This is a genomic window from Peribacillus sp. FSL M8-0224 (assembly GCF_038003055.1).
Classification (GTDB): domain Bacteria; phylum Bacillota; class Bacilli; order Bacillales; family DSM-1321; genus Peribacillus; species Peribacillus frigoritolerans.
In genome coordinates, this window is record NZ_JBBOOJ010000001.1 from 3,105,004 (window position 1) to 3,127,109 (window position 22,106).

The window sequence follows — 22,106 nt, forward strand, 5'->3', positions numbered from 1 at the left end:
TCATTCCTTTACTTTTTTGCTTAGTTTAAGCCAAGTGCCTCTTTTTCATTCGGTTGCCGGTCAGCTTGGGTAATCCCTTGAAGGAATGCTTCAACAATAAATAGCGCTCCATTTCCTTCATGAGCTGCAGTAATGCAGCCCTGGATTCGAACTCTTCACGTGTCTGCGGCAGTGCCATTCCCCTAAAATGAATCTCCATTTCTTCAAGCTTCTTCAGATAAAGGATGGCCGTATTTTGTGGGTGGACGTTTTCTGCCAAATCTTCTATAAAATCAGCCACTATCCCGCTTTGCTTGACGACCAACGGAATATTCGTGACCAGGGGAAGAATTCGTTCAATTATTTCAAATTGCTTTTCACGCATTTTGAAATAATGGTAATACAGGTCTTCTTCCCTTAAGAAATGATTTTCCACGTCCCTGAAGGCAAGGCTCTTGGCTTGATTAAGAAGATTGGCTGTTTCGGTGATTTCCTTACCATCCCATGTGTGATCATTATCCCTCAAATAGCGGACAATTCCCATCAAGATCGCACTGAAGTTCGTTTCGATATTTTCCTGATAGGCCAGCAGTTTGTCATCGACACTAGGCATGTACAGATTCATGACAAGTGCCACTCCTACTCCAACTGCAATTAATATCGTTTCATTGATCAGCAGGGAAAAAGTGATGTTACCGGACCCGTATAGGTGCATGATGATGACGCTGCTCGTCACGATCCCCTCATTAATCTTCAAGGCCACTGTCGTTGGAATGAAAATCAAGAGAATCAAACCTATTATCAGCGGATGGAATGCGATGAACTGAAATAATAGGGATGCATAGGCCATTGCAATCAAACAAGCTAAAAACCGGTGCCAGGAGGCATACACCGACTTCTTTTTTGTAACTTGGATGCATAAGATCGCAATGATTCCCGCGGCAGAGAAATATTCGAGATTAAGCATTTGTGCAATAATAATTGCCAGGGTGGCCCCCAAAGCGGTTTTAATCGTCCTGTATCCGATTTTAAACATTGTTATGTATCACCTGGCTCTTTCTCCATCTATTATAATACTATCAGGAAATCAGAAATTTTTACAGTCCTTTGCGAGTTAAATTTCCAATTTTTCTAAATACATGCACGCAAAAATACATTATAGGAAAAAAATAAAAAAGGTAACTAAACGTTACCTTTTTTCACAATTATATACTATTTGCTTTAGCTTATAAAACTTTTTCCAAGAAGTCTTTTGCACGCTGGCTTTTCGGATTGGAAAAGAAATCTTCCGGAGCACTTTCCTCAACGAGCAGACCTCCGTCCAGGAATAGTACTCGATCGGCCACTTCTTTGGCGAAGCCCATTTCATGCGTTACAATCAGCATGGTCATCCCCGTATGTGCCAGTGACTTCATAACCTCGAGCACTTCTTTTACCATCTCGGGGTCAAGCGCTGAAGTCGGCTCATCGAAAAGCATTACTTCCGGGTTCATTGCCAATGCCCGTGCAATCGCGACCCTTTGTTTTTGTCCGCCTGACAGACGATTCGGATAAGTCGATTCTTTATCGGCCAAACCGACTTTAGTCAAGAGCTCACGAGCTTGTTTTACAGCCTCGGCCTTTGATAATTTTTTCACCTTCATAGGTGCATATATCAAATTCTCCAGTACGGTTTTATGAGGAAATAAATGGAAATGTTGAAATACCATTCCGACATTTTCACGCACTTTCATGATATTGGTCTTTTTTTCAGTGATGATTTGATCTTTAAACCTGATTTGACCATCAGTTGGAGTTTCAAGCATATTGATGCAGCGCAAGAAAGTTGATTTTCCCGAACCGGATGGACCGATGATCGCTACCACTTCACCCTGTCCTATCTCGGTGCTGATTCCTTTTAAAACTTCGAGCTTACCATAATTTTTTTTGAGTCCATCAATTTTAATCACTGCGTCTCATTCTCCTTTCAATCACTTTGCCTAAGATGGTGAGAATCATGACCATCACATAATAAATGAGACCGGCAAATAAAATCGGCTCGAAGAATTTATATGTCTCACCGCCGACAATATAAGCACGGCGCATGATATCCCCTAATCCAATAATTGTGACAACGGCTGATTCCTTCGTTAAGGAAATCAATTCGTTAACAAGGGATGGCAGGATGTTCTTGATGGCCTGCGGAAGGATAATATTAAGCATCATCCCTGAATAGGGAACCCCAAGTGCAAGTGCAGCCTCTCGTTGGCCTTTATCGACCGCTAAAATGCCTCCCCTGATAATTTCAGAGATATATGCAGCTGAATTTAGCCCGAATGCTAAAAATGCTGCTTGGAACGCTTCGATTTGAATCCCTAATATTTGTGGTGAACCAAAATAAATCAGCATTAATTGCAGCACCAAAGGGGTACCGCGAAAAATGGATGTATAAAAGTCAGCAATCCAATTCAATGGCTTGATTCTGCTGATTTTAAGTATAGATAATAATATTCCCAAAACAAATCCGATTACTGCCGCTACCGCTACAACCTTTAATGTAGTCGGTATTCCCTCCAGGATATATGGAAGGGAAGGCATAATCCTTTCAAATTCCAGATTCACTCCATTCATCCTCTCTTATGAAGGCCGTTATCTTTGGACCTTCCTCCTGCTTCATTTTATTAACAATAAAGCGCGGAAAAACGTTCAGAAGGCATTCTGAACGCTTTTCATCTCTCTGTTTTATTCAGTTTCACTGCCACCGAACCATTTTAGTATTAATTTTTCCATTTCACCATTTTCCATCATTTTTTTCAACTCGGCATTGAATTCTTCAGTTAACTTGCTTCCTTTTTGGAAAGCGATTGCCGAACCGGCATCTTGATCACCAGACTTGATCAAATGGCCAACCAATTCTTTATTATCTTTCAAGTAGCCTTTTGCAACAGTATCTTCCATGATCACGGCGTCAAAACGTCCTGTTGACATTTCTTGAACAACCTCGGGAATACGATTCCGTTTTTCAACTTTCATCCCGATATCTTGGGATTTATTCAAGTCATTTGCCAATGTCTCCTGGATGGATGCAAGCTGTACGCCAACCGTTTTCCCTTTTAAATCTTCAACAGTTTTGATTTTACTGTCCTTTGTCGTGATGATCATGTTTTTAGCTGTATAGTAAATATCACTGAAATCGACTGATTGCTCACGTTTTTCTGTTGGAGTCATTCCGGAGATAACGAAATCGACCGATTTATTTTCCAGGGCAGGTACTAGACTATTAAAGTCAATGTCCTTCACTTCGACCTCATAACCTAATTTTTTTCCGATTGCTTTAGCGATATCAATGTCAAATCCTTGGATTTCATCACTTTTAGATGTTTCAACAAATTCAAATGGCGGATAATCCGCAGATGTTCCCATTACCAGGACCTTTTTGTCTTCATTGTCAGCTGTGTTCTTATCTTCTTTCTCTGATGTTCCGCATGCCGCTAAAATACCTACTAATAAAATAGAAGTAAGCAACAATGCTAACTGCTTTTTCAACTTCATTATTATTCCTCCAAAATGATATTTTCAATTCTCTTGTTATTAAATTAGGTTAGTTAAATTTCGAATAACTAATATTCATACACTAATGTGTATTTTAACACACTCTAATAATTATTCAATAACGTAAATAATAGATTCATTTTTCAGAATATTATCATAATTTTACATTTGGGCTTCGTGCTTTCTCACCAAAGGTAATATATCCGCTTCCATATCTATCTTTTTTCCCAAAAGTTCCTGACTTATGCAATTTCATGAATAAAAAAAACACCGATTGGGTGGGTTCAGACTGTAGACAAAATTCGAACAAAAGCCAGTTTTCATATAGTTTTTTTCTTATTTCTGTTGATTCCAGAAATCCGCTCCCTTTCCGCCGACTGTCTGCATGCCTCCTCAGCGCAAGCGCCTGCGGGGTCTCGGCTAGCCAGTTACTCGGCAGGAGTGTCGCAAATTTCTTCCATCCATTAAGGAATACTGTAAAAAAACATGAAGGATCACCTATTCTAAAATTTGGTTCGGGATGTGTCCAGTCTACAGGTTTTCTAAAAATTACATTTCAGTTGATTCCAGAAATCCGCTCCCTTTCCGCCGACTGTCTGCCATGCCTCATTAAAGCAAGGGCTTAAAAGCCAATTATCCTGGAGGGGTTTCGTAATCGCTGCAATCCAATTATGATTTAAAGTAAAAACCACATTTGAAATTCTAGTCTTGTTCTAAGATCATGGTTCGGATGAGACCATTCCGAACCTCTTTTTGTCGACAAACTAAAACCCGCCGATTGGGCGGGTTTTTAGGTTATCGATATGGATTAAACTTCTTCGCAATATTGATCGAAGTAGTCTTGTAATTTTTCTACTACAGACATCGGGTGATGCCCTTCAATTTCATGGCGTTCTATCATGGTGATGATTTTTCCATCCTTAAGCAATGCAAATGATGGGGATGACGGCGGATATCCTTCGAAATAATCACGGGCTTTTTCCGTCGCCTCTTTATCTTGCCCAGCAAAAACGGTTACAAGCTGATCTGGGCGTTTATCATTATGGATTGCATGAGCAGCTGCAGGTCTAGCTATTCCCCCAGCACAGCCACAAACGGAGTTTACCATAACAAGTGTCGTTCCTTTTTGTGCAAATACTTCCTCTACTTCTTCGGGAGTGGTCAGTTCTGTATATCCAGCAGTCTTAATCTCATCGCGAGCCTGTTTGACTACGTCGTTCATTAAAAAATTAAAATCCATATTCATGGCATTTGCTCCTTCCAAGTTTTCTCTTCAATCCTATCATAACAATTGCCTCTTCGTGATTCAATAAATTTACCTGTTAAAACCGCATAATCCGTTCCGAACATGTTTAAAACGAAAGGGGAGCGGGAATCATGTGTGTAACAACAAGACTTACAAAAGGATGGGGCAGGCGTGGGAGATGATCCATGCCTGCCCCATCCCATTTATTTTTCATTAGACTTAAATGTTTCGGCAAAAGATTGAAAGGCCTGCTTAACGGCAGCAGTGACCGTTTTATTCCCTGACATCACTTGATTCTCGAGTATAGGGAGAAGACTCTTGACGGTTTCATTTTTATAAAACATCGTTTTAAGCTGGTGATCGATCAATGAATAAAGCCATTCCCTAGATTGCATTCTTCTCCGTTCTTGAAAAACACCCGATTCCTTGGTCATATGGGAAAATTCATTCAATACATCCCAAAGTTCAGGAATTCCTTTACCGGTTATGGCGGAACAAGTATATGCCTTTCCTGCCCAACCCTTTGTGGCTGGCTGAAGGAAGTGCAGGATTCTGCTATATTCGGATTTCGTCCTAATCGCCAGGGGGAGGTTCTCGCCGTCGGCCTTATTGACAACAATTCCGTCCACAAGTTCCAGAATCCCTTTTTTCATCCCTTGCAATTCATCTCCGGCACCCGTTAGGACAAGGAGCATGAAGAAGTCGACCATACTTCGAACTATAGCTTCACTCTGACCGACCCCGACAGTTTCTATCAGTATCACATCAAATCCTGCAGCTTCACAAAGCAACATCGTTTCCCTCGTTTTGCGGTGAACCCCGCCCAGAGTTCCTTCGGATGGTGAGGGTCTTATGAAGGCATGGGGGTTTCTAGCCAGTTCCTCCATCCTTGTCTTATCGCCCAGTATACTTCCGCCATTGACCGAAGAGCTTGGATCGACGGCTAGAACGGCTACCTTATGGCCCCTGTCACATAAGTAGGTTCCGAACGTCTCGATGAAGGTACTTTTCCCGGCACCGGGCACTCCGGAAATCCCGATGCGCATTGAGTTCCCTGTATGAGGAAGGATACTATGCAATAATTCCTGTGCATGATCCAAATGATGGGATGCATTGCTTTCAACCAATGTAATCCCTTTGGCTAGCTTGGCCCTGTCCCCTTTTATGATTCCCTCTTTAAGTTCATGGACCGGTATGTTTACATTATGTTTTTTGACGAATTTGCTTTTTGAAGGTTTGTTTTGGCTGGCTGCTAATTCCACACCTGGCTTTAATGAAGAAGCAAAACCTTCCTGATTGTTAAGATCGACCCATTCCGGCTTTTTGTCTTCACTCATTATTGGGCCACTTCCTCATATCCGAGGCGATTGTATATTTCCTGAAGCACTTTCTTTGCTGCCTGCGGAATGACCGTTCCAGGTCCAAAAATGGCTGTAGCGCCATTTTCCATAAGATATTCATAATCCTGCGCAGGGATGACGCCGCCTACGATCACTATGATGTCCTCTCGTCCCAAGTTCTTCAGTTCCGTCATAAGCTGCGGCAACAATGTTTTATGGCCGGCAGCAAGCGAACTCATTCCGACTACATGCACATCATTTTCCACGGCCTGGATGGCGGTTTCTTTCGGTGTTTGGAATAATGGACCGATATCGACATCATAACCTAAATCCGCAAACCCCGTTCCGACTACTTTAGCTCCGCGATCATGACCGTCCTGGCCCATTTTAGCCATTAACAAACGCGGTCTTCTTCCTTCATTTTCAAGGAATTCTTCCGTCATGCGGACGACTTCCTCAATTTCCGCTTCTTTTGAGTATGCCGAGCTGTATACGCCGCTGATAGAACGGATCGTTGCTTTGTGACGCCCAGCCACCTCTTCGATCGCATCCGAGATTTCACCTAATGAAGCCCGTACTCTTGCTGCTTGCACAGCCAGTTCAAGAAGGTTACCCTCGCCAGTTCTGGCAGCCATTGAAAGTGCTTGAAGAGCTTCATCCACCTTTGCCTGATCACGTTTGGCTTTTAATTCGCTCAAACGCTTAAGCTGACTTTCGCGAACTGCTGTATTGTCGATCTCCAGTATTTCAATCGGATCTTCTTTTTTCAACCGATACTTATTGACGCCTACGATCGTTTCATCTTGAGAATCGATTTTTGCCTGACGCTTTGCAGCGGCTTCCTCGATCCTCATTTTTGGAAGGCCGGTTTCAATTGCCTTCGCCATTCCTCCCAGACCTTCGATTTCTTCTATGTGAGCCCAAGCCCGTTCGATCAATTCATTAGTGAGCGATTCTACATAGTAAGAACCCGCCCATGGATCGATTACTTTTGTGATCCCGGTTTCCTCCTGCAGATAGAGCTGTGTATTACGTGCAATACGTGCCGAGAAATCCGTTGGCAGGGCAATGGCCTCATCCAATGCATTAGTATGGAGCGACTGTGTATGTCCAAGTGCAGCAGCATGCGCTTCAATAAGGGTCCTTGCGACATTGTTAAACGGATCCTGCTCGGAAAGGCTCCAGCCGGAGGTTTGGGAATGAGTTCTCAATGCCATCGCTTTATTATTTTTCGGTTCGAATTGTTTCATCAGTTTTGACCAAATGAAACGAGCCGCCCGCATTTTCGCCACTTCCATGAAATAGTTCATTCCTACAGCCCAGAAGAATGACAGGCGTGGTGCAAATTTATCGATATCAATGCCTGCTTTCATTCCGGTACGTGCATACTCAAGCCCATCCGCCAACGTATAAGCAAGTTCGATATCAGCCGGCGCCCCCGCTTCTTGCAGATGATAACCGGAGATGGAAATGGAATTGAACTTGGGCATATATTTGGAAGTATATTCAAAGATATCAGCTATGATTTTCATGGACATTTCAGGCGGGTAGATATACGTATTCCGAACCATGTATTCCTTTAAGATGTCATTTTGAATCGTGCCTGAAAGCTTATCCTGTGTTACGCCTTGTTCTTCAGCTGTCACGATATAAAACGCAAGGATCGGTAATACTGCACCGTTCATTGTCATTGACACGGACATCTGATCAAGCGGAATGCCGTCGAACAGGATCTTCATGTCAAGAATGGAATCAATGGCAACTCCCGCCTTCCCCACATCACCGACAACGCGTGGATGATCGGAGTCATAACCGCGGTGTGTAGCTAAATCAAAAGCAACTGAGAGCCCTTTTTGCCCCATCGCCAGATTACGTCTGTAAAACGCATTGGATTCCTCAGCAGTCGAAAAACCTGCATACTGCCGTACCGTCCAAGGACGATTGACATACATCGAAGGATAGGGCCCCCTTGTAAAAGGAGCGATGCCTGGCACACTTTCCATATGTTCCAGGCCGCGAATATCTTCCTCAACATAAAGCGGTTTGATTTTTATTTGTTCATTGGTTTCAAACAGAAGATCCTCAATGTTTTTACCAACGACTTTTTCGACTTCCTTTTTCCAAGCTTCCACTGTACCTTTCATCTCGGACTTAGCAGGATTTATAGCAGAAAAATTCGGTTTTTTCATTTCAGTTCACCCCTAGCTTCTGCAATAATTCAAGTAAAATGGATATTGCATTCGTTTTAACATGGATAAAATCTTGGACCCCGGCTTCTCTTAGTGTAATCTCCAATTCTTCTTGCTGCTTGCCGGCACTATAAATAGTGATTTCAGGGAATTGCTTTTTAATTTCTTTAATGATGACTGGCGCTAATTCCGAATAGTCACCATCACTGCCGCAAAGACAATAGATTGGGAGCTTGGTCGCAGCTACATAATCGATTGCTTCCTCAACGGTTTGACATCCCTTACTGCCGATTGTTTCGATACCACCTGCTGCCGCAAGACTTTGAACGAAATCTGCACGAGGTTTATAGGATTTGAGATTTTTCAAATTAATTAAACCGAGAGTTGGAGCCGTTCCGCTTATTCCTTTAAACTTTTCACTGCGTAGTCTTATCTGTTCGAACTGACTGGATACCCGTTCCAATTCAAGTGGGGTAATGCCAAACGGCTTCGCAACTTTCATATATGACACGTGTTTATCCTTTGTCGTGGTTTTAATCTTATCAGCGGGATTCGGATATACATTCGTTCCGATGATACTTTCTTTTCTGAAAGCAGCATTTTGAACTCTTCCTTGGAAAACTTCAGCTATTTCTTTCTGAAGGGTACCTTGTTTAATTAGCTCCAGAATCCCTCCAGCTGCATCGATTTCAAGGAATTTTGCCCAAGCCTTTTCAGCCAATTCATCCGTTAGTTGCTCAACATACCATGAACCGCCAGCAGGATCGACTACTGTTGTAATATTTGTTTCTTCTTTTAAAATCAAGTGAGTATTACGGGCAATTCTTTCTGAAAACTCATCGGTTTCACCTGTTGCGTGTGTAAATGGATGGATTTGAAGATATTGAATGCCTCCAATAGCTGCTGCAAAAGCTTGGTTCGTGGTCCGAAGAATATTGACGTGCTGATCATATAGTGTTTCTGTCAACTCGGAAGTTACGGCATGTATCGTCATTTTAAAATGGTCCGATGCTGTATCGAAAGCTTCTGCAAGACCTGCCCAAAGCCTTCTGGCAGCCCTCAGTTTAGCGATGGACATGAAGTAATTTGAATCCACTGCAAACGAGAATACTATTTTTTCGGAAACCGCAGCAATAGAAAGCCCTTGCTTTTGCCCTTCCAATAGATATTGGATGGCTGCCGATAATCCGTAAGCTATTTCTTGTACGGCATTGGCTCCTCCATTATGGTAGACTGCCGTATTAATCAAAACTGTTTTTAAATCACTGCCTACCTTCTGATAATCCTGGATCGTCTTCAGCCAATCTGCAAAATAGTTATCCGTATCTTCTGGCATCTGACCGCAAATGAGCCATTCTGCAATTGGATCTTCAGCAATGACGCCTGTCAATTGGGTATTTTGTGCTTCGGCAATAGCTTTGAATTGAGGGACTAATTCTTTTTGTTTCCCCTTAAGGTCAATGAAAACCGGCATTTCTATTAATGGTATTTCCTTAAACAATGTTTCAGCCCTTGCTCCCTCGGAAAGCAATCGTGCAGGGTATGCCACGACATTTTGACCGCGCTTGAATGCAGCCCTCATCTTTTCATTTGCTTCTTCAGCCGTGATACCGCTTACAGGTTGAACGACAAGCCAAGGTTTGTCATGATATCCCGTTGGGGACGTTCCTCGGGTGAAAGGGAAAAATCCTGGCAATTCAGCTACTTTTTCCGTTGATTCCACCTTTTCTGTATAGAGTGGATATAAAGCGATGCCCTCATATGTATTCGTTTTAAGCTTTTCTACACTTTTCCCTTTTAAACTTGCTTCCGCAGCTTCTTTCCACTCTTCATAAGAAGGCTTAGGAAAGGTTATGTTTTTTACATCTTTCAGTTCCATCTGTAATCGCTTTCTTATCCTCATACGCCCTTTTCCTTCATTGGGAGAACGAACGCTCAGTCAGTTTTGGATAAGAAAACCACCCTCCCGTCAATTTGATCTGGATTATACTAACATTCTACCATAATTTTCTTGAAGTTTAAGACAATAGAAATTAGCAAACCTGTTATTAGGGAAACCACTAGCCTATTTTGCCTCTTCAAATCAAGTACAGCCCCTGACCTGTATTAGAACAGCTCTTAATAAAATAATAGCAAAAATAAAATTTTTGTCGATGTTTTTCTACGGAAAAGCGAAGTGCAAAAAAAAAGGAAGGACCTTCCGGCCCTCCTTTTCTTCATTTTAGTATATCGGAGTGTTGTCTTTGGAAATCTTTTCGATGATTTCTTTAACCCTCGCGAGGAATCGTCCGCATACCAGTCCGTCCAAAACACGATGATCAAGTGATAAACAGAGATTCACCATATCTCGTACTGCAATCATGTCATTAATGACCACTGGACGTTTTACAATCGTTTCAACCTGTAAAATGGCTGCCTGTGGATAATTGATGATTCCCATGGACTGGACAGAACCGAATGAGCCAGTGTTATTGACAGTGAACGTACCACCTTGCATATCCTCTGCTTTTAACTTACCTGACTTCACTTTGGATGCAAGTTCCTGTATTTCCCTTGCTATACCTTTGATTGATTTTTCATCTGCATTTTTAATGACCGGAACAAATAGGGCATCTTCAGTTGCAACGGCTATCGATATATTGATTTCTTTCTTTTGTATGATTTTTTCGCCGGCCCACATCGAATTCAGTTCTGGAAATTCCGTAAGGGCTTGAGCAACCGCTTTTACGAAAAAGGCAAAGTACGTTAAATTATAGCCTTCTTTTTGTTTAAAATCGGATTTTAGATTATCACGCAACTTCACCATATTGCTGGCATCAACTTCCACCATCGTCCAAGCGTGCGGAATTTCGTGCTTACTTTTCAACATATTGGACGCAATTGCCTTACGGATGCCGGTTACCGGTATTTCCTTGTCACCAGCCGCAGTCGGCACGTTTGTTACTGGACTTGTTTGACGATTGACTTGAGGGGCGATCTCTTCAGGAGCCGCATCGGAAATTGCGGAAGGCTCATCCGCCTTAGGAAGATTCCCTGATTCAACAAGTTTCAGTAAATCTTTACGGGTGATCCGTCCCTCATTCCCCGTTCCTTTAACTTTTGATAGATCGATTCCATGCTCCTGGGAAAGTTTTAACACAGCTGGCGAATAGCGAGCTTTCCTTGATGGTTCTGCCGCTTGCTGCACATCTCTTGTAACAGGTGCATCAACTTTTTCCTCACTATGAGAAACTTGCCCGGCATTTTCGTTATCCGTCTTTGCCGTTTCAACTTCAATCGAGCAGATGACTTCCCCGACTGCCAATGTTTGATTCTCATCCGCTTTCAATTCCTTGATGATGCCTGTGAAGGAAGAAGGAACCTCAGCATTTACTTTATCCGTCATCACTTCAGCTAGCGGGTCGTATTTCGTGACATGATCCCCAGGCTTCACAAGCCATTTACTGATGGTTCCCTCCGTGACACTTTCGCCTAGTTGGGGCATCTTCATTAATTCCATAGCCATAATTCATCCTCCTTCTTAACAGTCATTAATACTCGGCCAATTCCCTCATTGCTTTTTCCACTTTATCGGGATTCACCATGAATTGTTTTTCCATCGTAGGCGCATAAGGCATGGCAGGTACATCCGGGCCGGCCAATCGTTTTACAGGGGCATCCAAATCAAAAAGGCAATGCTCGGCAATTATGGCTGCGACCTCACTCATGATGCTTCCTTCTTTATTATCTTCCGTAACAAGTAATACTTTCCCTGTTTTAGAAGCCGCTTCTATGATAGCATCCTTATCCAAAGGATAGACGGTACGCAAGTCAAGAACATGTGCAGAAATTCCATCTGCAGCTAATTTTTCGGCTGCCTGAAGGGCAAAATGCACACAAAGGCCATAGGAGATGACAGTAATGTCTTCCCCTTCCCTTTTCACATCCGCCTTACCGATGGGAAGTACATAATCTTCAGTAGGCACCTCACCCTTGATCAAGCGGTACGCGCGTTTATGTTCAAAGAAAAGCACTGGGTCTTCGTCGCGAATGGCAGCTTTAAGCAAACCCTTTACATCATAAGGAGTGGAAGGCATCACAATTTTCAAGCCCGGCTGATTGGCAAAGATCGCTTCAACCGATTGCGAATGATAAAGAGCTCCATGAATCCCCCCTCCATATGGAGCACGGATTACCATAGGACAGCTCCAGTCATTATTGGAACGGTATCTGATTTTGGCTGCCTCTGAAACGATTTGGTTAATGGCAGGCATGATGAAATCAGCGAATTGCATCTCAGCTATCGGCCGAAGTCCATACATGGCGGCTCCAATCCCAACTCCTGCGATTGCAGATTCAGCGAGCGGAGTATCGATGACCCTCTCTTCACCGAATTGGTCGTATAAACCATTAGTGGCTTTAAAGACCCCGCCTTTTTTTCCTACATCCTCACCCAATACGAATACACGGGAATCTCGTTCCATCTCTTCCCTCATTGCCATTGTCACGGCATCTATATATGAAATCACTGGCATTCTATTACCCCCTTACTTTTGTGCATACACATGATTCATAGCACTTTCAGCCTTCGGATATGGAGCATTTTCAGCATAATCGGTTGCTTCGTTGACTATCTTCATTACTTCATCATTCATTTGTTTCTCAAGGTCATCATCCATGATTCCCACTTCTTTTAAATAGGCTCCAAATGTCATTATGGAATCCTTCGTTTTGGCTTCGGCCACTTCGTCCGCCGTCCGGTAGCTTCGGTCATCATCATCACTTGAATGTGGTGTGAGCCTGTATGAGACGGTTTCTACCAGTGTAGGGCCTTCTCCCCTTCGTGCACGGTCAGCCGCTTCTTTCACCGCAGCATACACTTCCAATGGGTCATTGCCATCCACCGTTATTCCAGGCATCCCATATCCAATCGCCCTGTCGGAAACATTTTCACACGATAGCTGTTTCTCAATAGGAACGGAAATCGCATATTTATTATTTTCACACATGAAAATGACCGGTAGCTTATGCACACCTGCAAAGTTGGCCCCTTCATGAAAATCGCCCTGATTGGATGAACCTTCCCCAAACGTTACGAATGTTACCAAATCCTTACCTTCCATCTTCCCTGCAAGGGCAATTCCGACAGCATGCGGGACCTGTGTCGTTACAGGCGATGAACCAGTGACGATCCTATTTTTCTTTTGACCAAAATGACCAGGCATTTGGCGCCCGCCGGAATTGGGATCTTCCTCTTTCGCGAAGCCTGAAAGCATCAAGTCTTTTGCGGTCATTCCGAAGGTAAGCACAACACCTACATCCCGATAATAAGGCAGTACATAATCCTTTTGCCGATCAAGCGCAAACGCTGCCCCAACCTGAGCAGCTTCTTGCCCCTGGCAGGAAATCACGAAGGGAATTTTCCCGGATCGGTTTAAAAGCCACATGCGCTCATCAATTCTGCGGGACAAAAGCATTGTCCGGTACATATCTAAAACCGTTTCCTCATTTAAGCCTAATTGTTCATGACGTTTTTCTACCATCATAAAACCTCCTGACCTTATTCTTTATGAATGAATGGCACGTCCATCGACAGCAAGGGCCGCCTCTCCGATTGCTTCGGAAAGACTTGGGTGCGGATGAATTGTCTTGCCTATTTCCCAAGGTGTCGCGTCAAGCACTTTTGCAAGTCCAGCTTCTGAAATCATATCCGTAACATGTGGCCCGATCATATGAACGCCCAGTATATCATCCGTTTTCTTATCGGCGATGATTTTGACAAAACCATCCGCTTCCCCGAAAACAAGGGCCTTACCAACTGCACGGAATGGGAATTTCCCTATTTTAAGGTCAAAGCCTTCCTTATTTGCCTGATCTTCCGTCAAACCGACACTTGCAGCCTCAGGGCTTGAATATACACATTTTGAAATGAGCGAATAATCCAGCGGTTCCGGTTTTTTGCCTGCAATATGTTCAACGGCCGTAATACCTTCATGGGAGGCAACGTGTGCCAATTGCAGACCGCCGATACAGTCACCGATCGCATAGATATGTGATTCCTTCGTTTGGAAAAAGTCATTGGTTTCAATAAAACCTTTTTCTTTCACAATCTCCGTATTTTCAAGGCCGATCCCTTCAACATTTGCCGATCTGCCTACGGAAACCAGCATTTTTTCAGCTGTGAATTCCTCTACCGAACCTTTGACTTCAGCAGAAATGGATACTGAATCATCCGTTTTCAGGGTTTCAGGCAATACCTTGGCACCTGTAACGAATTTGACGCCTTTTTTCGTCAGGAGACGAAGCATTTCACTGGAAATATCATGGTCTTCTGTCGGGATGATTCTATCTGCATATTCCAGTACTGTCACTTCCACACCAAAATCATTGAGCATCGAAGCCCATTCAATGCCGATAACTCCACCGCCTACAATAATCATCGATTTTGGCAGGCTCTCAAGCTTTAGAGCTTCATCCGATGTAAGCACCAATTCCCCATCAATCGCTAAACCGGGCAGTGTCTTCGGACGCGATCCGGTGGCAATGATGACATTCTGGGGGATGAGCATTTCATTTTCGGTGCCATCATTCATTTCCACGGAAATTGTCCCAGGCATCGGTGAAAATATAGAAGGACCAAGTATACGCCCTAACCCTTCATAAACCGTTATCTTTCCCTGTTTCATCAAGTGCTGAACTCCTTTATAGAGTTGATCGACCACTTTATTCTTTCTTTCCTGCACTTTAAGGAAATCTACCTTTACATCCCCGGTAACAATACCGAATTCCTCACTTTTCACTGCAGTCTGATAAACTTCCGCACTCCTTAAAAGTGCTTTCGAAGGGATACAGCCATTATGTAGACACGTTCCGCCGAGCTTGCCTTTCTCCACGACAGCCGTTTTCAATCCTAATTGAGCAGCCCTTATTGCCGCCACATACCCGCCTGTTCCTCCTCCGAGGATAACGAGGTCAAATTCTTCAGCCAAAACCACTCCTCCTCCTCACAAATACATACAATTTGTCACCATTTTTACTTGCCCTATGTTTATTACGTTATCCATGTTGAAAATTCCTGTGTTTATTTAAAAAAACACAGGAATCTAATCTTGTAAAATTACATTCATTTTCTTCCATTCAGGATATGTTTTTCATTTTGCAGGAATTGGCTCCTTGAATTCCTCATGCGAGCAATTCGCTCCTCTGCCATCCTATCCGCCGCTTTATAAGTTGGGATTTGATCACGTTTTGCAATCTCGATGACTCTTTCAATTGTATCATAAACCGTTTCCACTTTCTTAAGGGCTCTTTCCCGATTATACCCTAAAAGCTCATCGGCCACGTTTATGACTCCCCCTGCATTAATTACATAATCAGGAGCATATATAATCCCTTTTTCATGAATTTGATCGCCATGAACAGTTTCCTTTAATTGATTATTCGCAGCACCTGCAATGACCTTCGCCCTGATTTGATTGATTGTTTGATCATTTATGACAGCCCCTAATGCACAAGGTGCATAGATATCACATTCGACTCCATAAATTTCATCTGGATTCACTGCAGTCGCCCCAAAGGATTCAACCGCACGGGCCACGCTTTCTTTATTGATATCCGTAACGATAAGCTTGGCGCCCTCCTCATGAAGATGACGGCATAAGTTATAAGAAACATTCCCGACGCCTTGGACTGCAACCACCTTGCCTTCTAAGGAATCAGTTCCGAATGCCTCTTTTGCAGCAGCCTTCATACCGCGGTATACCCCATATGCCGTTACCGGGGAAGGGTTACCCGAAGAACCGAATGCTGGGGAAATCCCCGTGACAAAATCCGTCTCCTCATGAATGAGATCCATATCCTCAACCGTTGTACCTACATCTTCAGCTGTTATATAACGGCCATTCAGCCCTTGGATATACCTTCCGAATGCACGGAACATTTCTTCATTTTTATCCTTACGCGGATCGCCGATGATGACGGTTTTCCCCCCGCCCAAATTCAAGCCGGCAGCGGCGTTTTTATATGTCATTCCTCTCGAAAGCCTTAAGGCATCTTCAATGGCATCTTCTTCAGATGCATACGTCCACATCCTTGTGCCTCCAAGCGCAGGCCCTAATGTTGTATCATGAATGGCAATAATCGCTTTCAAACCCGATTGTTTATCCTGACAGAATAGCAGTTGCTCGTAATCATACTTCTCAAGATATTTAAAAATTTCCATAAAGGAATCCTCCCTAGATGTTTAATACATGTCAGATATGAGACTACTGAATTTCTCCTCATTCTTACTTGTTCCTACGTTCGTTTTAAATAAAAATCCGCTACTCACATGATATTTTCCCCATGGGGAATGGTTCCCTTGAAAAACCCATGCACCTTTAAATATGCAAATAACATGCCAATAAAATACATAATCAGCATCTTTTTATCCAAAAAAAGGACATGCTGGTTAATATGTTGGGCAACTATAGCCTATAACAAATTCAAAAAAATTTCATGTCAGAAGTGGAGTCTCGCTTAAATTAAAATAAATCAGAAAATTCCACGCACTTTTTTTCATAGTGCGCAAATGATTGCATGCAAAATTTTTCACAGATTTAGTTTTTCCATTTTATAATATAGATTTCTAACTGAAATCCCCAGCGCTTTTGCCGTAAGTGTTTTATTTCCCTTGTGGGTGTGGAACGCTTGCTGAATGATTTCGGCTTCATACTGGTCTATTATCTCCGAGAGCGGTTTCCCCGATACGTAGCCGGAAGGCTTCATTAATAATTTCTCTTGTTGTTTTAATGGAATCTCTTCGATAAAATCCGGAATATGATGGATATCAATGATTGTCTCGTTCAATTTCATGAAAATGATTGCCCGTCCTAAGATATTTTCCAGTTCCCTTACATTTCCCGGCCAGTTGTAGATTTGCATCTTATGTATAGCTGCTGCTGTAATTCCCTCTATGCTCCGTCCATACTCCTGATTGATTTTATTAATCAAATGCTCCGCCAATTCTCTCAAATCTTCTTTTCTCTTTCTTAATGGAGCAATGAAAATAGGCATGCGGTTCAGCCTGAAATATAAGTCTTCCCTGAATGATCCGTTTGCGATGGCCTGTTCAAGATTGATATTCGTAGCGGCTATGACCCGGACATTGATGGGGATCGGCTTCGTCCCCCCCACTCTGACGATTTCCTTTTCTTGTAAAACCCGCAGTAATTTAGCTTGAATGTTGGCTGGCAATTCACCAATTTCGTCCAAAAAGATACTCCCTTGATTTGCCTCTTCAAAAAAACCGACCTTTCCGCCCCTGCTTGCCCCGGTAAAGGCTCCTTCATCATAACCGAATAGTTCACTTTCAAGTAATGATTCCGAGATGGCCGCACAATTTACCCGAACGAATTTATTGAACTTCCTATCGCTCGCATTATGGATGGCATGTGCAAATAACTCTTTGCCCGTCCCTGATTCCCCTCTTAATAAGACAGTAGCTGGTGTTCTTGCCGATAATTTCGCCTGTTCAATGGGAAGTTTCATCTCTTCGGAAGCCCCAATTATATCATCAAAGGAATATTTAGCCTGCAATGTCCGGATGATCTGTCTTGCCCGATTAAGTTCGTGGGTCAAGGCTTGAATTTCCGATACATCATGAATGACGCCAACACTTCCTTTCAGGCACCCATCCACAATGATTGGAGCAACATTCACGATCACTTCCTTGTGTTTTGGGCCGACACGCATATTGACACCACGAACAGGTTTTTTTGTCTGAAGCACTTTCATATGCATACTTTCGCCTTCGTATATATCGATGGAAGCCGGCTTACCGATCACTTGGGTCTTTGTTAAGCCAGTGATTCTTGTATATGCCGGATTGATCAAAAGCCCCCTTCCTTGATCATCCACAACAGATATGGCTTCATCACTGGATTGAATGATTGCCTGGAGCATCGTCTGTATCTCTTTTAAATCAGTGATCTGCTCCGCCAATTGCACAGCTTCCATTTTATTCCTAAACACAGCAAAAGCCCCTATGATTTCCTTATCGGCATTCACCAAAGGTATCCTTGTCGTTATGAGTTCCATCCCATTGCCAAGGGTGATTTCCTGATTCACTTCTTTTTGGTTCGTTTGCATCACTCGCAGCAATCCTGTTGATGGGATGAAATCTTTGATATGTCTCCCAATCACATCCTCGCGCTTTGTGTCTGATGCACGTTCCGCACTATCATTGAACATGATGATGAATCCTTCATGGTCAATCACCACCATCCCTTCACTGGTCGTATTAAGGATCAAATCCATTTTTGCGGAGGTATTCTCCAATTTACTTATTAAACGATTTTTCTCTTCAAACAACTTAGTCATAATGAGGGCGACACTTCCAGGAATGAGAATCGTTTGTTCGCCCATGTCCCTTTTTATCTTTTTATAGACAGACGGGTCACCGGTCGTATCAAATATGATGTCCAAATCCCACTCCAATCCCATGCTCCAATTAGTCACAGTAGGAATCCTTCGTTCCTTCGCAGCAAGCATCCCTTCAGCGGATTCATTCGTATCAGCCATACAAACAATGGAGAACACTTCACTTTCCGATAGGAGTTTCAACACGGTCGTCCCTCCCACTCCTCCCCCTACTATCATGACCTTTTGCATCAGCCATCCCCCTTAAGAAAAATAATTTCCCCTTTAAATAGATCATTCCCTGCAATTTTTTTCATACTCCACACCATTTTACCATATCGGCCCCCTTTAAAAACAGCCGCCAACTCCCAGTCATTATCTAGATTCCCGTTACTTGACAAATAATTTATATCCTTTATCATTTTTTAAAGACGGAATTTTCGGAAGGGATTTGACTGCATGAAACGTTTAATCGCTTTTTTGATTCTTTTTATCCCCGGTGCCTTTGCTGCCTATGGCATAAAAATAATGAGGGACATGGTGTTCGGTATTTTACAGCCTCCCTATCCATTCCTTTGGCTGCAATTTTTAATAGGACTGCTCATTACGATAGGCGGAATAGCCTTTATCGCCGGCTTCGTCCTACATCGAGATCGAAAACAAAATAAGGTCCAGAGCAGGTTCAATAAATTTTAAACGCAAAAAGAAGGTGCCTCTTATGGCACCTTCTTTCTTTATCTTGACTTCAAACCTTCTCTGACCCGTACCGCTGCTTCGGGGAAATCGGTTATGATGCCGCTGCACCCCAATTTGAATAACCGCTTCATCTCGGTTTCTTCATTAATGGTATAGGGCCTTACAGGAATACCCATACTAACCGATGATTGAATGAGTTCATCAGGGGCAGCCCGGATATTTGGGTGAATTGCACTTCCGCCTATTGCCTTTGCATATATCCACGGCATATACAGGCCATCCCTATATAGCGGTGCCGTTTCCAATTCAGGTGCCAATCGATGGCAATTGACCAAACTGTAATGATTGAAAGAAGAAAGGATTATCCTTTCCTCCATTTCGTAGGTACGGATGAGCCTGATGACTTTCTCTTCTAAGCCTGGATACAAAAAAACCGTATTTTTCAATTCAATATTGCAAAAAAGCTGATTATCATTAAGCCAAATAAACAGTTCTTCAAGTGTGGGAATCTTTTGTTTGCCAAAATTACCCTTATGGGTTGCGGACGCATTAAGGGTTTTCAACTCCTTTAAGGTCCGGTCTTTTACATACCCCGAGGCATTCGTGGTCCGATCGAGCTTTTCATCGTGGATGATGACCACTTCTCCATCTTTCGAGAGCTGGACATCCGTTTCAATTCCGTCCGCACCGACACGGGCAGCTTCCTTGAACGCCGACATCGTATTTTCCGGATGAGTTCCTGCAGAGCCTCGATGTGCAAAGATTAAGGTCATGATGAAACGCCGCCTCTCTCAAAAATTGTTATACACCGATTTTATGAACAGTAACAGCAAATTATTTTCATCTAGATCAATTCTACAATCAAAACGCAGGTGATTATTTTCTGCATAGAAGGTTCCTTTCCTCAAATCACTCCACTTCATTTCCAAGCTTTTGATTTGCAAGCGGATATCTGGAAATCGTAATTGCCCTTTTGGTTCAAGCATATCCATGTTTGACTTCCGTTTTTCGTCCTAGAGACATACCCTCTCGAATTGATTTCTTGTTTGTTCATACAGATTCTTTTAAATCTAAAACATATTTTGTTTTCCCAATTCCTCAATCAGCGTCTATAAATAAAGAAATCCACCAAAAAATATCATAAATTTAGTTTTAAAATATCCGTTCCAATAGGTACAAAAAAAGATTGTCCAAAATGGACAACCTCCAATATGTTTTGCGCCTCTGAACTTTATATCTTAAACTATGCACCTTTTTTAACGAGTTTCTTCTACATTTTTAACATTTCGCTCATCTCGGATATTTGAATACTCCCCATCCTCCCTCGCGCTCTCTCCCTCCCAACGTTTCTTATCAGGTTTCCGGATTCCTATTACACCAGCTTTATCGCTCATATAAGTCCATTTTACTAACTGAGTTGATTCTGCAACTGAATCGAAAATTAAAATAGCCGCCATAACAACAGTGTTGCAGTGCGTATAGACGAGTGTATGGAAGTGCCTTACCCAAAAAAATTCGAACGGAGCGGCAAGCCGAAAGCATAAAAAAACGCCCAACAATGGACGTCATGATTCTTCCCTATAAATGATTTCGTTGACCATCATTCCAAACCTTCCTGATGAGCATCGCTTTGCCAAGCGAAGGTTCGCCTGTCTCTTATTCGCAGGGGTAAAACTGATATTCCGTTTGGGACATACGATGGTCATGACGTATTTCTTTCAATCGATTACGGATTGACATGAATACCAGCCCCTACGCAAAAATAATAGCCGCCCAGTTTGGACGACTGCGGAATTTTCCTATATACTGACTCGTAAAGATGCCGTGTTCATTCATCCGCTAAATACGATCAGTCTTTATTGGTATTCCACCGGAAGGTTTATCGGAATAGCGATAAATTCACGGTTAAATTCCCGTCCAAATTGCGTCAAATCAACGTTCCTACCCCTGTCAAGAAGCTTTATGTTCGAGGCGCAGCTTATCGGCAACCATGGCAATGAATTCGGAATTTGTAGGTTTTGCCTTTGTCATGCTTACGGTATAGCCGAAAAGAGATGATATGGATTCTATATTTCCACGGCTCCAAGCCACTTCAATCGCATGCCGGATTGCACGTTCAACTCGGCTGGCCGTAGTATTGTATTTTTTTGCGATATCCGGATATAAAACTTTGGTGATGGAACCCAATAGTTCAATATCATTATATACCATGGATATGGCTTCCCTTAAATACAAATAGCCCTTAATATGTGCAGGCACTCCAATCTCATGAATGATGCTGGTGATGCTTGCATCAAGGTTCTTCGGTTTGGATTCATTTTGGGGACGATAGCTAAATTGACTATGATTTTTTAAAACCGCCTGCCCTTTACCGCTTACCTGACGGATGTGATTGGCCAGATTTTCCATATCAAATGGTTTCAGGATAAAATAAGACGCACCCAAATCAACTGCTTTTTTCGTTACATCTTCTTGACCAAAGGCAGTAAGCATTATCACATTAGGCATGGCACCCCGTTTTACTTCACGAAGTTTCTCAAGTACACCTAACCCATCTAAATGAGGCATGATAATATCGAGGATCAAAATATCCGGATCAACGCTTTCTAGCATACCCAGGCAATCTTGACCGTTATGTGCCACCCCAATCACTTCCATGTCTTCCTGTGCAGAAATGTATTCTTCCAGAAGGCCAACAAGTTCTCTATTATCATCTACAACGCACACCTTAATTTTTTTCACGCTTGA

17 protein-coding genes are annotated in these 22,106 nt (G+C 42.7%); 1 reads left to right on the forward strand and 16 read right to left on the reverse strand.

Annotated elements, in window-relative coordinates:
• Positions 1 to 25: 25 nt before the first annotated feature.
• The 14 genes from MKX49_RS14840 to MKX49_RS14905 form a co-directional block, all read right to left on the reverse strand.
• Entirely contained in the window at positions 26 to 1,015 is a 990-nt protein-coding gene (locus tag MKX49_RS14840; RefSeq protein ID WP_048678535.1) for an aromatic acid exporter family protein, read from the reverse strand.
• Positions 1,016 to 1,205: 190 nt separating this feature from the next.
• Positions 1,206 to 1,928: an amino acid ABC transporter ATP-binding protein gene (locus tag MKX49_RS14845; RefSeq protein ID WP_048678537.1), complete on the reverse strand. Its 723-nt coding sequence runs from the start codon at positions 1,926 to 1,928 to the stop codon at positions 1,206 to 1,208.
• On the reverse strand, positions 1,921 to 2,580 hold the full coding sequence (locus MKX49_RS14850) for an amino acid ABC transporter permease (RefSeq protein WP_034311315.1): 660 nt from the start codon (positions 2,578 to 2,580) through the stop codon (positions 1,921 to 1,923). The genes MKX49_RS14845 and MKX49_RS14850 overlap by 8 nt, the downstream gene beginning before the upstream one ends.
• Before the next feature lie 120 nt (positions 2,581 to 2,700).
• Entirely contained in the window at positions 2,701 to 3,504 is an 804-nt protein-coding gene (locus MKX49_RS14855) for a transporter substrate-binding domain-containing protein (RefSeq protein ID WP_170946886.1), read from the reverse strand.
• Between the two features lie 814 nt (positions 3,505 to 4,318).
• Positions 4,319 to 4,756: a BrxA/BrxB family bacilliredoxin gene (locus tag MKX49_RS14860; protein WP_034308239.1), complete on the reverse strand. Its 438-nt coding sequence runs from the start codon at positions 4,754 to 4,756 to the stop codon at positions 4,319 to 4,321.
• A 203-nt stretch (positions 4,757 to 4,959) separates the two neighbouring features.
• On the reverse strand, positions 4,960 to 6,093 hold the full coding sequence (gene meaB / locus MKX49_RS14865; protein ID WP_063594082.1) for a methylmalonyl Co-A mutase-associated GTPase MeaB: 1,134 nt from the start codon (positions 6,091 to 6,093) through the stop codon (positions 4,960 to 4,962).
• Positions 6,093 to 8,285: a methylmalonyl-CoA mutase gene (gene scpA / locus MKX49_RS14870; protein ID WP_340876890.1), complete on the reverse strand. Its 2,193-nt coding sequence runs from the start codon at positions 8,283 to 8,285 to the stop codon at positions 6,093 to 6,095. Before scpA ends, meaB begins: the two co-directional genes overlap by 1 nt.
• 1 nt (position 8,286) lies before the next feature.
• On the reverse strand, positions 8,287 to 10,188 hold the full coding sequence (locus tag MKX49_RS14875; protein WP_340876891.1) for a methylmalonyl-CoA mutase family protein: 1,902 nt from the start codon (positions 10,186 to 10,188) through the stop codon (positions 8,287 to 8,289).
• Between the two features lie 318 nt (positions 10,189 to 10,506).
• A complete protein-coding gene (locus MKX49_RS14880) occupies positions 10,507 to 11,790 on the reverse strand; it encodes a dihydrolipoamide acetyltransferase family protein (RefSeq protein ID WP_340876892.1) in 1,284 nt (427 codons plus the stop codon).
• Positions 11,791 to 11,815: 25 nt separating this feature from the next.
• A complete protein-coding gene (locus tag MKX49_RS14885; RefSeq protein WP_048679296.1) occupies positions 11,816 to 12,799 on the reverse strand; it encodes an alpha-ketoacid dehydrogenase subunit beta in 984 nt (327 codons plus the stop codon).
• A gap of 12 nt (positions 12,800 to 12,811) precedes the next feature.
• On the reverse strand, positions 12,812 to 13,807 hold the full coding sequence (locus MKX49_RS14890; RefSeq protein ID WP_048679300.1) for a thiamine pyrophosphate-dependent dehydrogenase E1 component subunit alpha: 996 nt from the start codon (positions 13,805 to 13,807) through the stop codon (positions 12,812 to 12,814).
• A gap of 24 nt (positions 13,808 to 13,831) precedes the next feature.
• On the reverse strand, positions 13,832 to 15,253 hold the full coding sequence (lpdA, locus tag MKX49_RS14895) for a dihydrolipoyl dehydrogenase (protein ID WP_340876894.1): 1,422 nt from the start codon (positions 15,251 to 15,253) through the stop codon (positions 13,832 to 13,834).
• A gap of 134 nt (positions 15,254 to 15,387) precedes the next feature.
• Positions 15,388 to 16,485 carry a branched-chain amino acid dehydrogenase gene (bcd, locus tag MKX49_RS14900; protein WP_048679307.1) on the reverse strand — a complete coding sequence of 366 codons (1,098 nt, stop codon included), beginning with the start codon at positions 16,483 to 16,485 and terminating at the stop codon, positions 15,388 to 15,390.
• Between the two features lie 368 nt (positions 16,486 to 16,853).
• A complete protein-coding gene (locus MKX49_RS14905; protein WP_340876895.1) occupies positions 16,854 to 18,914 on the reverse strand; it encodes a sigma-54-dependent Fis family transcriptional regulator in 2,061 nt (686 codons plus the stop codon).
• Positions 18,915 to 19,121: 207 nt separating this feature from the next.
• Between MKX49_RS14905 and MKX49_RS14910 the strand changes: the two genes are divergently transcribed.
• Positions 19,122 to 19,358: a DUF2627 domain-containing protein gene (locus tag MKX49_RS14910; RefSeq protein ID WP_034308264.1), complete on the forward strand. Its 237-nt coding sequence runs from the start codon at positions 19,122 to 19,124 to the stop codon at positions 19,356 to 19,358.
• A 38-nt stretch (positions 19,359 to 19,396) separates the two neighbouring features.
• Here MKX49_RS14910 and MKX49_RS14915 read toward each other — a convergent pair whose 3' ends face one another.
• Complete coding sequence (locus tag MKX49_RS14915; protein WP_072273212.1) at positions 19,397 to 20,131, reverse strand: glycerophosphodiester phosphodiesterase; 735 nt, start codon at positions 20,129 to 20,131, stop codon at positions 19,397 to 19,399.
• A gap of 1,177 nt (positions 20,132 to 21,308) precedes the next feature.
• Positions 21,309 to 22,100, reverse strand: coding sequence for a sporulation transcription factor Spo0A (spo0A, locus tag MKX49_RS14920; RefSeq protein WP_034308269.1), 792 nt, complete (start codon positions 22,098 to 22,100; stop codon positions 21,309 to 21,311).
• Positions 22,101 to 22,106 lie beyond the last annotated feature (6 nt).